This is a genomic window from Streptomyces zhaozhouensis, assembly GCF_900230195.1.
Taxonomy (GTDB): domain Bacteria; phylum Actinomycetota; class Actinomycetes; order Streptomycetales; family Streptomycetaceae; genus Streptomyces; species Streptomyces zhaozhouensis.
The window spans coordinates 443,807-457,569 of record NZ_OCNE01000002.1 but is presented as its reverse complement, the minus strand read 5'-3'; the positions used below and the strand labels follow the sequence as shown (position 1 = coordinate 457,569).

At 73.0% G+C, this 13,763-nt stretch carries 10 protein-coding genes; 8 read left to right on the top strand and 2 right to left on the bottom strand.

The features are described 5' to 3' along the window. Positions 1-37 precede the first annotated feature (37 nt). Positions 38-607, bottom strand: coding sequence for a PPA1309 family protein (locus CRP51_RS05200; RefSeq protein WP_439333118.1), 570 nt, complete (start codon positions 605-607; stop codon positions 38-40). Positions 608-737: 130 nt separating this feature from the next. Between CRP51_RS05200 and CRP51_RS05195 the strand changes: the two genes are divergently transcribed. Continuing rightward, positions 738-3,692 carry a UPF0182 family membrane protein gene (locus CRP51_RS05195; protein ID WP_170970440.1) on the top strand — a complete coding sequence of 985 codons (2,955 nt, stop codon included), beginning with the start codon at positions 738-740 and terminating at the stop codon, positions 3,690-3,692. A gap of 405 nt (positions 3,693-4,097) precedes the next feature. After that, positions 4,098-5,750: a tetratricopeptide repeat protein gene (locus CRP51_RS05190; protein WP_097229769.1), complete on the top strand. Its 1,653-nt coding sequence runs from the start codon at positions 4,098-4,100 to the stop codon at positions 5,748-5,750. 91 nt (positions 5,751-5,841) lie between these two features. Here the strand turns inward: CRP51_RS05190 and CRP51_RS05185 are convergent, their stop codons facing one another. Further along, the gene (locus CRP51_RS05185; RefSeq protein ID WP_097229768.1) at positions 5,842-6,474 is read right to left on the bottom strand and encodes an SACE_7040 family transcriptional regulator; all 633 of its coding nucleotides are present in this window, start codon (positions 6,472-6,474) and stop codon (positions 5,842-5,844) included. A gap of 46 nt (positions 6,475-6,520) precedes the next feature. Here CRP51_RS05185 and CRP51_RS05180 point away from each other — a divergent pair, with 46 nt between their 5' ends. The 6 genes from CRP51_RS05180 to CRP51_RS05155 all read left to right on the top strand — a co-directional run bounded on the left by CRP51_RS05180 (position 6,521) and on the right by CRP51_RS05155 (position 13,717). Continuing rightward, on the top strand, positions 6,521-8,137 hold the full coding sequence (locus CRP51_RS05180) for a carboxyl transferase domain-containing protein (RefSeq protein WP_097229767.1): 1,617 nt from the start codon (positions 6,521-6,523) through the stop codon (positions 8,135-8,137). 9 nt (positions 8,138-8,146) lie between these two features. Beyond that, positions 8,147-10,207: an acetyl/propionyl/methylcrotonyl-CoA carboxylase subunit alpha gene (locus CRP51_RS05175; RefSeq protein WP_097229766.1), complete on the top strand. Its 2,061-nt coding sequence runs from the start codon at positions 8,147-8,149 to the stop codon at positions 10,205-10,207. Beyond that, positions 10,204-11,148 (top strand): hydroxymethylglutaryl-CoA lyase, encoded by a 945-nt coding sequence (locus tag CRP51_RS05170; protein ID WP_097229765.1) that lies wholly within the window; start codon positions 10,204-10,206, stop codon positions 11,146-11,148. The genes CRP51_RS05175 and CRP51_RS05170 overlap by 4 nt, the downstream gene beginning before the upstream one ends. Before the next feature lie 41 nt (positions 11,149-11,189). Continuing rightward, positions 11,190-12,347, top strand: a complete 1,158-nt coding sequence (locus tag CRP51_RS05165) for an acyl-CoA dehydrogenase family protein (protein WP_097229764.1) — start codon at positions 11,190-11,192, stop codon at positions 12,345-12,347. 101 nt (positions 12,348-12,448) lie between these two features. Then, the gene (locus CRP51_RS05160) at positions 12,449-13,354 is read left to right on the top strand and encodes a DUF4429 domain-containing protein (RefSeq protein WP_097229911.1); all 906 of its coding nucleotides are present in this window, start codon (positions 12,449-12,451) and stop codon (positions 13,352-13,354) included. Positions 13,355-13,441: 87 nt separating this feature from the next. Beyond that, complete coding sequence (locus CRP51_RS05155; RefSeq protein ID WP_097229763.1) at positions 13,442-13,717, top strand: hypothetical protein; 276 nt, start codon at positions 13,442-13,444, stop codon at positions 13,715-13,717. Positions 13,718-13,763: the final 46 nt, after the last annotated feature.

Genomic DNA, 13,763 nt, shown 5'->3' with positions numbered 1-13,763 from the left:
CGCGCCGTGCGGCCGGAGGCCGGGTCGGGGAGGCGGCTCAGTCGGAGAAGGTGACGGCCAGTGCCTCGGCGAGCCCCGGCACCAGGTCGGGGCCGGTGAGCACCTCCGTCTCGCTGTCCTTCTCCCGCAGCCGCACCGCCGACTCCCGGCGTCCGTCGCGCAGTACGGCGACGGTCAGCCGGACCTCGTGGCGTTCCGGGTGCTCGGCGACCCAGCGCTCAAGGCCCCGCTCGTCGAGGTCGTCGGGTGCGGCCTCCTCGGCGGAGGGCGGCAGCATCAGGCGCTCCACGGTCATCGCGCAGCCGGCGACCGCGTCGGGCCAGGCGATGGTCGCGAGAAACTCGTCCAGTGGCACGTCGGGCGGCAGTTCGTCCTGCTCCACGGGGGTCAGGCCCCCGTCGGCCGCGTCGCCCAGGTCGAGCCGCTCGGCGAGATCGGGCTCCTCGGCGCGCAGCCGCACGGTGTCCACCAGCGCGAAGAGTTGGGCGGGGCGGTCCCAGCCGAGTCCGGCGGCGTAGGAGTCGATTTCCAGGACGGTCCTGGTGAGCGGGTCGGCCGCCGGCGGGGTCGCGGCGGGTGCGTCGGGGCGATTGTTGTCCATGGGCATATCGTGCCGTCTCACCCCCCGAAAACGGGAACCGAGTAAAGGTTGAGTAAGTTAGTTCAGTGGGCCGTTCTGTGGACTGGCCCGGCTTCAGATCCCGCGAATCTTTGAGGTGCGCACCTTGGCTTTCCAGATGCCGGACCGGGGCTCGGGCTCGGGCCGCCCCAACGGTCCGAACGGACCCAGAGGACCAAGAGGCCCGGGAGGGCCCAGGTTCAGCGTCGGCCGCCCGTCCCGAGGGGCCAGGTCGCTGCTGATCACGGCGGCGATCCTGGCCGCGTTGGCGATCCTGTTCGCCATGTTCGCGGGGTTCTGGACGGACTGGCTGTGGTACCGCTCGGTGGACTACACGAGCGTGTACCGCACCCAGATGTTCACCCGGGCCGTGATGTTCACCGTCTTCGGCGTGCTGATGGCCGTCGCGGTCGGCTTCAACATCTGGCTGGCGCACCGGCTCAGGCCGCCGCTGAGCGCGATGTCCATGGAGCAGCAGAACCTGGACCGCTACCGGATGAGCATCGCCCCCTTCAAGAAGTGGGTGGTGCTGGCGGTCGCGGTGGTCATCGGCCTGATCGCGGGCGGCTCCGCCTCCAGCCAGTGGCGCACCTGGCTTCAGTGGATCAACGGCGAGTCGTTCGGGGTCACCGACCCGCAGTTCAACAAGGACGTGTCGTTCTTCGCGTTCGACTACCCCTTCTACCGCTTCCTGCTGGGCTTCGGCTTCGCGGTCGTGGTGCTCTCGGCGCTGGCCGCCGCGCTCACCCACTACCTCTACGGCGGCATCCGGCTGACCACCCCCGGCAGCCGGATCACCCAGTCGGCGACCGGCCACCTGTCGGTGCTGGTCGGCCTCTTCGTGGCGCTGAAGGCGGTCGCGTACTGGTTCGACCGGTACGGGCTGGCGTTGAAGAGCGGTGACTTCCGGGACAACGAGGGCTGGACCGGTCTGCGGTACGTCGACGCCAACGCGTATCTGCCGGCGAAGACGATCCTGGCGATCATCGCGGCGATCTGCGCGGTGCTCTTCTTCGCCACCCTGTGGCGCCGCGGCTGGCAGCTGCCGGTCATCGGTCTCGGCCTGATGGTCCTCTCGGCGGTCCTGATCGGCGGCGTCTACCCGGCGCTCGTCCAGCAGTTCCAGGTCAAGCCGAACGAGCAGGCCAAGGAGACTCCGTACATCCAGAAGCACATGGAGTCGACGACCCAGGCGTACGACATCGCGGACGCACAAGTCGAGGACTACTCGGGCAGTAGCGAGGCGGAGGCGGAGGAGCTGCGGAACTCGGTCTCCGACACCGCCAGCATCCGCCTGCTCGACCCGAGCGTCGTCTCGCCCGCGTTCCAGCAGATCCAGCAGGTCCGGGGCTACTACCAGTTCTCGCCCACGCTGGACGTCGACCGCTACTCGATCGACGACTCGGAGCAGGACACCGTGGTGGGCCTGCGGGAGATGAACGTCAACAACGCTCCCGAGCGGAACTGGATCAACGACCACTTCCGGTACACCCACGGCTTCGGCATGGTGGCCGCGAGCGGCACCGACATCCTCTCCAACGGCCAGCCGGACTTCCTGGAGCGCGACCTGCCGCCCGAGGGCGACCTCGGCGACTACGAGCCGCGCGTCTACTTCGGCGAGTACACCACCCAGTACTCGATCGTGGGCGGCCCGCAGCAGGAGATCGACTACGCGGGCGAGGACGGCGAGGTCGAGTACAGCTACTCGGGCGACGCCGGCGTCAACCTGGACAACTACTTCAACCGCGCCGCCTACGCCCTGACGATGGGCGAGCCGCAGATCCTCTACTCGGGGGCCATCGGCGAGGGCTCGCGGATCCTCTACAACCGGACGCCCAAGGAGCGGGTCGAGGCGGTGGCGCCCTGGCTGACCATCGACGGCGACCCGTACCCGGCGGTGGTGGACGGCCGCATCCAGTGGATCGTGGACGCCTACACCACGACCAACGGCTACCCGTACTCCTCGCGCACCACGCTCGGGGACGTCACCGAGACGTCGTTGACGGAGAACCAGGGCGAGGTCATCGCCCAGGAGAACAACGTCAACTACATCAGGAACTCGGTGAAGGCCACCGTCGACGCCTACTCGGGCGCGGTGGAGATGTACGAGTGGGACACCGAGGACCCGGTCCTGAAGACCTGGCGCAGCGCGTTCCCCGGCACCGTGCAGGACCGGGAGGAGATCAGCGACGAGCTGATGGACCACCTGCGGTACCCGCAGGACCTCTTCAAGGTCCAGCGTGAGCTGCTCCAGCGCTACCACGTGGACAACGCGGGCCAGTTCTACTCCGGTTCCGAGCGGTGGGCCGTCCCCGACGACCCGACGCACCAGGGCCAGACGGTGCCGCCGTACTACCTGAGCATGAAGATGCCGGACCAGGACGAGCAGGTCTTCTCGCTGACGACCACGTTCACGCCACTCAACCGCGACACGCTCGCGGCGTACATGGCGGTCGAGGCGGACGCGAGAAGCGACGACTACGGCAAGATGAGAATCCTGACCCTGCCGTCCAACACGACGGTCTGGGGTCCACAGCAGGTGCAGAGCCGGTTCAACTCCGATCCGGAGATCGCCGAGAGCATCAACCTGCTCTCCAGAGGTGACTCCGAGGTGGAGTACGGCAACCTGCTGACCGTGCCACTGGAGGGTGGTCTGCTCTACGTCGAGCCGGTCTACGTGCGCGGTGCCGGCACCAACTACCCGCTGCTGCGGCGGGTGCTGGTGACCTACGGCGAACGCACGGCCTTCGAGGACACTCTTGAGGAGGCGTTGGACGTCGTCTTCGGGGTCACCGAATCCGGTGAGGACCCGGAGGAGACACCACCCCCCGATGAGGGTGAGGAGGAGCAGCCGCCGGACGGCGAGGCGACCGTTCAGGAGTCCATCGAGGAGGCCCAGCAGGCCTGGGAGGACAGCGAGCAGGCGCTTCAGGACGGCGACTGGGAGGCCTTCGGCGAGGCCCAGGCGCGACTGGAGGAGGCCCTGGCGCAGATGAGCGACCAGGACCCGGCGCGCAACGAGGAGGAGGAGACGCCGCCCGAAGAGGAGCCGTCTCCCGACGCCAACTCCTAGCCCAGCAGGGGACGTTGAACACGTCCTCCGGGAGTTCTCCCGCGGGGCCCGGTGCCGTGTGACGGCGCCGGGCCCCGGCGTTTTCCGGCCTTCTTCCGCGGTGTCCAGGACCGTGCATCCCGGATGCCTCGTGACGGCCGTGTTCCGAGGTGCGGACGGGAGGGGTGGGACCCGCGGGCGGGGGGAACGTCAACCCCGGGGCGTTGTTCGGCGTTCGTACAGGTGTAGTGCTGGCCGGAGTTGTCGGTGGCAGGGGCCATACTGCGTGACGAATCTCGATAACTCCCCACCGGCGACGGTGTTTGGGTGTATCCATATCGGGAAGTCGACAAAACGTCGAAGTGACTTCACGGGGCGCGGTATACCAGGTGTACGCAGGTTTCGGGTGGTGCGACTATGGACCTTATGGGGGACAAGGCCGGGTTCGAGAGCAGTCGAGCCGCCGCTCAGGAGGGCGCGCGGCTGCTGCGTCTCGGCGACCTGGACGGGGCCGAGACGCCGTTGCGGGAGGCGGCGGTGGACGGGGAGCGGTCGGCCGCCAACAACCTGGGGGTCCTGCTGCACCAGTCGGGGCGCGCCCACGAGGCGGCCGAGTGGTGGCGGATCGCGGCGGTGGCGGGTTCGGCGCCGGCCGCGCACGCGCTGGGGCGGTACTGCCGCGAGCGCGGTGACGAGGTGACGGCCGAGTTCTGGCTGCGCCAGGCGGCGGAGTCCGGGCACGCCTCGGGCGCCTACGCGCTGGGCGACCTGCTGGACCACCGGGGTAACGCCGAGGCGGCGCGCTGGTTCCTGGCGGCGGCCGAGGCCGGTCACCGGGAGGGCGCCTACCGGCACGGCTGTGTGCTGGCCGAGCGCGAGGAGGCGGCCGGCGAGCCGTGGTTCCGGCAGGCGGCGGCGCGCGGGCACCGGCGGGCCGCGCTGCGGCTGGGCGCGCTGCTTGAGCGGCGCGGCGAGAGCGCGGAGGCCGGGCGCTGGTATCTGGAGGCGGCCGAGGCCGGCGAGGCGCGGGCGGCCGGCGCGTTGGGCTTTCTGCTGCACGACTCGGGCGACGAGGACGGCGCCGAGACCTGGTGGCGGGTGGCCGCGCGCGAGGGCGAGGGCCCGGCGGCCAACGCCCTCGGCGCGCTGTACGCGCGGCGCGGTGAGCGGCAGGAGGCGCAGCGCTGGTACCGGGCGGCGGTCGAGGCGGGGGACATCAACGGCGCGTTCAACCTGGCGCTGTTGAGCGCGGGTCAGGGGCGCACGGCCCAGGCCGAGCAGTGGTACCGCAGGGCGGCCTACGCGGGCCATCGCGAGGCGGCCAACGCGCTGGCCGTGCTGCTGTTGCAGCGGGGCGACGCGGACGGCGCCGAGCCGTGGTTCTCCAAGGCGGCCGAGGCGGGCAGTGTGGACGCCGCGTTCAACCTGGGCATCCTCTACGCCGGACGTGGCCAGGAGGAGGCCGCCGGGCGGTGGTACCGCAGGGCGGCCGAGGCCGGGCACGCGGAGGCGGCGTTGCAGTTGGCCGTCGGGCTGCTGCGGTCGACGGCGGGCGGCACCGAGCTGGGCCGCGCGCAGAAGTGGCTGCGGCAGGCGGCCGAGGGCGGCAGCGTCGAGGGCGCGTTCCGGCTGGCGGTGCTGCTGGAGCGGATCCACGGTGCCCCGGAGCAGGGCGCCGAGCCGGCGGAGTGCGAGCACTGGTACGAGCGGGCGGCCGAGCAGGGCCACCGGCGGGCGCAGGTGCGGCTGGGCATGTGCGCGGCGGCCAGGGACGACGTGGTCACCGCGGCGCGCTGGTACCGGGAGTCGGCGGAGGCCGGCAGCCGCAACGGCGCGTTCAACCTGGGGCTGCTGCTGGCCCGCGAGGGCAGCGAGCCGGAGGCGGCGCTGTGGTGGCGGCGCGCGGCCGAGGCCGGGCACGGCCGGGCGGCGCTGCGGCTGGCGCTGCTGGCCTCCCGGCGCGGCGACCTGACCGAGGGCGGCGCGTGGTGCGCCCGCGCGATGGAGCTGGGCCCGGCCGAGGTGGCCGAGCGGGCGGCGCGGCTGCGGGACGCGCTGGCCCAGGAGTTGACGGCCTGAAGGCGTTGGGCGCGGCGAGCGGACGACGGTGGGGCGTGCCCGGTGGCGGGCGCGCCCCCTCGCGCGTTCACCGGCACGCGCGCCGGCGCGTTCACCGGGGCTGCTCGGCGTCGGCCGCGGCGAAGGCGCCCAGGGCCATGCGGTGCAGCAGCCGGGCCGTCTCGTCGCGGTCGGGCAGCGCGGTGGGGCGGGAGAGCCGGCGGGTGGCGTTGAGCAGCCCGAAGACGGCGTGGACGCAGGCGCGGGCGCGTGCGGGCGGGAGCGAGGGGTAGACCCCGCGCACCACCTCGACCCACAGCTCCAGGTACTGCCGCTGGAGCTGGCGCACCTGGCGGCGGTCGTCCTCGCGCAGCCGGTCCAGCTCGCGGTCGTGGAGGGTGATCAGGTCGCGGTCGTCGAGGGCGAAGTCGATGTGCCCGGCGACCAGCGCGTCCAGGGCGGCGCGTGGCGGTTCGCCGGCCGCCTCCGCCTCGGCGACCCGCTGCCGGCCGCCGTCCCGCAGCCGGGTGGAGATGCCGACCAGCAGCTCGGTCAGCATGGCGTCCTTGCCGGCGAAGTGCCGGTAGAGCGCCGGGCCGCTGATGCCGACGGCGGCGCCTATCTCGTCGACGCCGACGCCGTGGAAGCCGCGCGCGGCGAACAGCCTCGACGCCTCCCGCAGGATCTGCTCGCGGCGCGCGAGCCGCGTGGAGGTCGAGGAACCGGACGAAGCGTGCTCGCTCATAAAGGTATTGTAGACACGGTGGTTAGCGCCCGTTAACCTGACCGGTATGCGGCAGGCACCGACGCTCAGCAGCACCGTTGATCCGACCTCGGAGGCGTACCAGGCGCACGAGGCGGTGCACCGCGAACGCGCCGCCCGGCTGCGCGAGAAGCTCGCGGCCGCCCGCCTCGGCGGCGGCGAGCGGGCCCGCGCCCGCCACCTCGCGCGGGGCAAGCTGCTGCCGCGCGACCGGGTGGACACCCTTCTGGACCCCGGGTCGCCCTTTCTCGAACTGGCCCCGCTGGCCGCCGACGGGCTCTACGACGGGCAGGCGCCGGCCGCCGGGGTGATCGCCGGCATCGGCCGGGTCAGCGGCCGCGAGGTGATGGTCGTCGCCAACGACGCGACGGTGAAGGGCGGCACCTACTACCCGCTGACGGTCAAGAAGCACCTGCGCGCTCAGGAGGTGGCGCGGGAGAACCGGCTGCCCTGCGTCTACCTGGTGGACTCGGGCGGCGCCTTCCTGCCGATGCAGGACGAGGTCTTCCCGGACCGGGACCACTTCGGCCGGATCTTCTACCACCAGGCCCGGATGTCCGCCGAGGGCGTTCCGCAGATCGCCGCCGTGCTCGGTTCCTGTACCGCCGGGGGCGCGTATGTGCCGGCGATGAGCGACGAGGCGGTGATCGTGCGCGGTCAGGGCACGATCTTCCTCGGCGGTCCGCCGCTGGTGAAGGCCGCGACCGGTGAGGAGGTCACCGCCGAGGAGCTGGGCGGCGGCGAGGTGCACTCCCGCGCCTCCGGCGTGACCGACCACCTGGCGGAGGACGACGCCCACGCGCTGCGCATCGTGCGGACCATCGTCGACACCCTTCCCGCCAGGGGGCCGCTGCCCTGGTCGGTCGAGCCGGTCGAGCCGCCCGCGCTGGACCCCGCCGGCCTCTACGGCGCGGTGCCCGCCGACCCGCGCACCCCGTACGACGTGCGGGAGGTGATCGCGCGGCTGGTGGACGGCTCGCGGTTCCAGGAGTTCAAGGCCGAGTTCGGCCAGACCCTGGTCACCGGCTTCGCCCGGCTGCACGGCCACCCGGTGGGCGTGGTGGCCAACAACGGCATCCTCTTCTCCGAGTCGGCGCAGAAGGGCGCGCACTTCGTGCAGCTCTGCGACCAGCGCGGCATCCCGCTGCTCTTCCTCCAGAACATCGCCGGCTTCATGGTCGGACGCGCCTACGAGGCGGGCGGCATCGCCAAGCACGGCGCCAAGATGGTCACCGCCGTGGCCTGCGCCAGGGTGCCCAAGCTGACGGTGGTCATCGGCGGCTCCTACGGCGCGGGGAACTACTCGATGTGCGGCCGGGCCTACTCGCCGCGCTTCCTGTGGATGTGGCCGGGGGCCAAGATCTCCGTCATGGGCGGCGAGCAGGCCGCCTCGGTGCTGGCCACCGTCAAGCGCGACCAGCTGGCCGCCGCGGGTGAGGAGTGGTCGCCGGAGGACGAGGCGGCGTTCCGCGCGCCGATCAGGGAGCGCTACGAGACGCAGGGCGACGCCTACTACGCGACCGCCCGCCTCTGGGACGACGGCGTGATCGACCCGTTGGAGACCCGGACCGTGCTGGGGCTGGCGCTGACCGCCTGCGCCAACGCGCCGCTGAGCGACGCCGGCTTCGGCGTCTTCCGGATGTAGGGGGAGCCGATGAGCCGAACGGACAGCCAGCGCACCGACTTCGACACGGTGCTGGTCGCCAACCGGGGCGAGATCGCGGTGCGGATCATCCGCACCCTGCGCCGCCTCGGCCTCACCTCGGTCGCGGTGCACAGCGACGCCGACGCCGGCGCCCGCCATGTCGCCGAGGCCGACGTGGCGGTGCGGCTCGGCCCGGCGCCGGCCGCCGACAGCTATCTGCACGTCGAACGGCTGCTGGAGGCGGCCGAGCGCACCGGCGCCGGGGCCGTGCACCCCGGGTACGGCTTCCTCGCGGAGAACGCCGCCTTCGCGCGGGCCGTCACCGGGGCGGGGCTCGCCTTCGTGGGGCCGCCCGCCGAGGCGATCGAGGTGATGGGCGACAAGATCCGTGCCAAGGAGGCCGTCTCCGCGGCCGGCGTCCCCGTGGTGCCCGGCGGGCACGGCGATGACCTGCTCGCGGTGGCACGGGAGCTGGGGATGCCGGTGCTGCTCAAGCCGTCGGCGGGCGGCGGCGGCAAGGGGATGCGGCTGGTGCGCGACGCCGCGCTGCTGGCCGAGGAGATCGAGGCGGCCCGGCGGACCGCCCGCTCCGCCTTCGGCGACGACACCCTGCTGGTCGAACGGTGGATCGACCGGCCGCGCCACATCGAGATCCAGGTGCTGGCCGACGGCTCCGGCCGGGTGCTGCACCTCGGCGAGCGGGAGTGCTCACTCCAGCGCCGCCACCAGAAGATCGTCGAGGAGGCGCCCAGCCCGCTGCTGGACGAGGCGACGCGGGAGGCGATGGGCCGCGCCGCCGTGCGGGCCGCCGAGGCGTGCGGGTACCGGGGGGCCGGCACGGTGGAGTTCATCGTGGCGGGTCACGGGACCGGCGGCGAGCACTACTTCATGGAGATGAACACCAGACTCCAGGTGGAGCATCCGGTGACCGAGCTGGTGACCGGGCTCGACCTGGTCGAGTGGCAGCTCAGGGTCGCCGCCGGCGAGCGGCTGCCGTTCGGCCAGGACGACATCTCCCTCACCGGCCACGCAGTGGAGGCCCGGGTCTGCGCCGAGACCGCCAGGGTCAGCGGGGCGGGCGAGGACCGGCGGGTGGACTTCCTGCCCTCCTCCGGGCCGCTGCTGCTGGTCGAGGAGCCGGCCGGCGAGGGCGTCCGGGTGGACTCCGGGATCGCCACCGGCACCGACGTCGGCGCGCACTACGACCCGCTGCTGGCCAAGGTCGTCGCGCACGGCCCCGACCGGCCCACCGCGCTGCGCCGGCTGCGGGCCGCGCTGCGGCGCACCACCGTGCTCGGTGTGGAGACCAACACGGCGTTCTTGCGCGCCCTGCTGGACCACCCGGACGTCCGTTCCGGGGCGCTGCACACCGGGCTGGTCGACGCCGATGCGGCCGACCTGGTGCCAGGGGCCGTGCCCGAGGTGGTGTACGCCGCCGCCGCGCTGCTGCGCCAGGCGGAGCGGACGCCGGCGGCCGGGGCGGCCGGCTGGGCCGACCCGTTCGACGCGCCCTCAGGATGGCGGCTGGGCGGCGAACCGGCGGCCACCCCGCACCGGCTGCGCGCCGGCGGCGCCGACCCGGTCACCGTGTGGGTGACCGGAGCGCCCGGGGAGTCCGTGCGCGTCGGGGACGGGCAACGGACGCCCGCCAGGCTGGTGGGCGCCGGCGCGCACGAGGCGCGGGTGGAGTGCGGAGGGCGCGTGTTCACCTTCACGCACGCCCCCGTGCCCGGCGGGCGCTGGCTCGGTCTCGACGGCGGCTCCTGGCGGCTTCTCGACCACGACCCGGTAGCCTCCCGCGCCACGGCGGGCGGCTCCGGCGGCGAGTCGCTGACCGCGCCCATGCCCGGCACGGTCACGGTGGTCAAGGCGGCCGTCGGCGAGGCGGTGACGGCCGGTCAGAGTCTGCTCGTCGTGGAGGCGATGAAGATGGAGCACCCGATCACCGCGCCGCACGACGGCACGGTCACGGCCCTTGAGGTCGCCGTCGGCGACACGGTGGCCATGGACCAGACGCTGGCGACGGTGACCGCGGGGGCCGCCGCCGGGGCCTCGGGGGAGGAACGATGACGCTCGGCACGTTGCCCCGCCGGGTCCGCGTCCACGAGGTGGGCCCGCGCGACGGCCTCCAGAACGAGTCGGCGGTGGTGCCCGTCGAGGTCAAGGCCGAGCTGGTGCGCCGACTGGTCGCCGCCGGGCTGGACACCGTCGAGGTCACCAGCTTCGTCCATCCCCGCTGGGTGCCCCAACTCGCCGATGCCGGTGAGCTGTTCCCGCTGGTCAGCGACCTGCCGGCGCGGCTGCCCGTGCTGGTGCCCAACGAGCGCGGCCTCGACCGCGCCCTGGAGCTCGGCGCCCGCGAGGTCGCCGTCTTCGCGTCCGTCACCGAGTCCTTCGCGCGGGCCAACCTCAACCGCACCGTCGAGGAGTCGCTGGCCATGTTCGCGCCGGTGGTGGCCAGGGCGAACGCGGCCGGCGTCCCGGTGCGCGGCTATCTGTCGATGTGCTTCGGCGACCCGTGGGAGGGCACCGTCCAGCCCGCCCGGGTGGCCGAGGTCGCCGGCCGGCTGGCCGCGTTGGGCTGCGGCGAGCTGAGCCTCGGCGACACCATCGGGGTCGCGACCCCGGGGCAGGTGGTCGACGTGCTGGGCGCGCTCGACGCCGCCGGGCTGACCACCGACCGGCTCGCCGTCCACTTCCACGACACCTACGGGCAGGCCCTGGCCAACACGCTGACCGCGTTGCAGCACGGCGTCACCACCGTCGACGCCTCCGCCGGCGGGCTCGGCGGCTGCCCGTTCGCCGGCAGCGCCACGGGCAACCTCGCCACCGAGGACCTGCTGTGGATGCTCGACGGGCTCGGCGTGGAGACCGGCGTCGACCTCGACGCGCTGGTCGCCACCAGCCGCTGGCTCGCCGAACGGCTCGGCCGCCCGAGCCCCTCCAGGACGGTCACCGCGCTGACCGCGTCCGCCGGCCCGCAGCCTCCCGACTCCCACGAGGAGACCTGAGGGGCGCGAGCAGCCCCGAGAAGCCCGCGAAGGAGCCACCCATGCCCCTGGACCACCGCCTCAGCCCCGAGCACGAGCAACTGCGCCGCACCGTCGAGGCGTTCGCGCACGACGTGGTCGCGCCCAAGATCGGCGCGTTCTACGAGCGCCACGAGTTCCCCTACGACATCGTCCGCGAGATGGCGCGGATGGGGCTCTTCGGGCTGCCCTTCCCCGAGGAGTACGGCGGCATGGGCGGCGACTACCTCGCGCTGTGCCTGGCCATCGAGGAGCTGGCCAGGGTCGACTCCTCGGTGGCGATCACCCTGGAGGCCGGCGTCTCGCTGGGGGCCATGCCGATCTTCCGCTTCGGCACCGAGGAGCAGCGCCGCCGCTGGCTGCCGGCGCTCTGCTCGGGCGAGTCGCTGGGGGCGTTCGGGCTGACCGAGCCGGAGTGCGGCTCGGACGCCTCGGGCACCAGGACCACGGCCGTGCGGGACGGCGGGGAGTGGGTGATCAACGGCTCCAAGAGCTTCATCACCAACTCCGGCACCGACATCACCGGCCTGATCACGGTGACGGCGGTGACCGGGCGCAAGCCGGACGGCGCGCCGCGGATCTCCACCATCATCGTGCCCTCCGGCACCCCGGGGCTGACCGTGGCGCCCGGCTACTCCAAGGTCGGGTGGAACGCCTCCGACACCCACGAGTTGTCCTTCTCCGACGTGCGGGTGCCGGAGAGCCACCTGCTGGGCGCGGAGGGACGGGGCTACGCCCAGTTCCTGAGCATCCTGGACGAGGGCCGGATCGCGATCGCCGCGCTCGCCACCGGGCTCGCCCAGGGGTGCGTCGACGAGTCGGTCCGCTACGCCGGCGAACGGGTCGCCTTCGGCCGGCCGATCGGGGAGAACCAGGCCATCGAGTTCAAGCTGGCCGACATGGCGACGCGGGCGTACACCTCGCGCATCGCCTGGCGGGACGCGGCGTCCCGGCTGCTGGCCGGTGAGCCGTTCAAGACCGAGGCCGCCATGGCCAAGCTGCACGCCTCGGAGAACGCGGTGACCAACGCCCGCGAGGCCACCCAGATCCACGGCGGCTACGGCTTCATGAACGAGTACCCGGTGGCCCGGATGTGGCGGGACGCCAAGATCCTGGAGATCGGCGAGGGCACCAGCGAGGTACAGCGGATGCTGATCGCACGCCACCTCAAGGCAGCCTGAACCCTCCCTCCAGGGGCGGCCAGCGTGCGGAGGGGCCGTCCTCGTGGGATCACCCCGTCCCGCCGGGCGGCCCCGGCTGGAAGAATCGGGACATGGTCGCCATGGCAGAGATCAGTCAACCGTCCGGCGCGTGGTACTTCGAGGGCGACGCGCTCCGCATCGTCCCCGGCCACGGCAAGGGCGTTCATCTGCTGCGCTCCTCCCTCGGCGAGGTGCGGGTGCCGCTCGAAGCGGTGGCGTCGGTCTCCCACGAGTCCGGGCGCAAGAGCGGACGGCTGCGGCTGCGGATGCGCCACGGCGCCGACCCGCTGGTCCAGGCGACCGGCGGGCGGCTGCCCGACGCGGCCGACCCGTACCAGCTGGAGGTGGCGCGGAACCGCTCCGGCGTCGCGGAGTACCTGGTTGACGAGATCCGCAACGCGCTGCTGCTCGAACAGGTGGCCAGCGGGCCCTGCGACCGCTATCTGCTGCCCGGCCCCAGCGTTCCGCTGACGCTGCACGGCTCCGACGGCGAGGCGACCTTCGACGGGGAGCAGTTGCGGATCACCTGGGGCTGGGGCGCCGAGGAGAGCAAGAAGAGCGCGGGGCCGCGCGTGTTCGGCCTCGACGACCTGGCCGAGATCCAGTGGGCGCCGCCGGTCGGCTGGGAGAACGGCTTTGTGCGCTTCCTCCCCAAGGGGGTGGCCCCGGCCTCGGTGAAGCCGACGCACGACCCCAACACCGTGGTGCTCTGGGGGCTGCGGATGGCCAAGGACATCGCGGAGTCCGCGCTGCTGACCGCCGCCGTGCTGGCCCGGCTGCCGCACCCCTCGGGGGCGCCGGCCGGCCCCGCGCTGGCCAAGCAGGGGGCAGCCCCCGCGCTGCCGGTAGGCGAGGGCGCGGGCGTCGCGGGCGACCAGGACACGATCCTGCGGCGGCTGCGCGAGCTGGGGGAGTTGCACCGTTCGGGCGTGCTCACCGACGAGGAGTTCGCGGCCGCCAAGAAGGCCATGATCGACCGGCTCTAGCCTGCCTTCGAGCGACTTACGACACGTCCCTGCCCGATATCGGGCAGGAATGTTGCGAAAGCCTCCCCGGCTCCGCAGTATCGAGGGGTGCCCGAACGTCGATCACCCCACGAGGACCTCGTGGACCACCTGGTGCGCAGCACCCCCCTCGGGCGTGGCGAAGCCGCCCGCGTGGTCCTCGATGTGCTGGCGTATTTCGACGAGACCACCGAGGAGTTCGTCCGGCGGCGGCACCGGGAGCTACGCGCCCGGGGCCTGACCAACGAGGCGATCTTCGAACGCGTCGCGGAGGAGCTGCCGCACCGCGCGGTGGCCCCGCCGGCGCTCTCGCTGCGGCAGTTGCGCCGGATCGTCTACGGATGACGGACGGCCGTCACCACGCCCCGGCGCCGACGGGGGACGCGGGCAG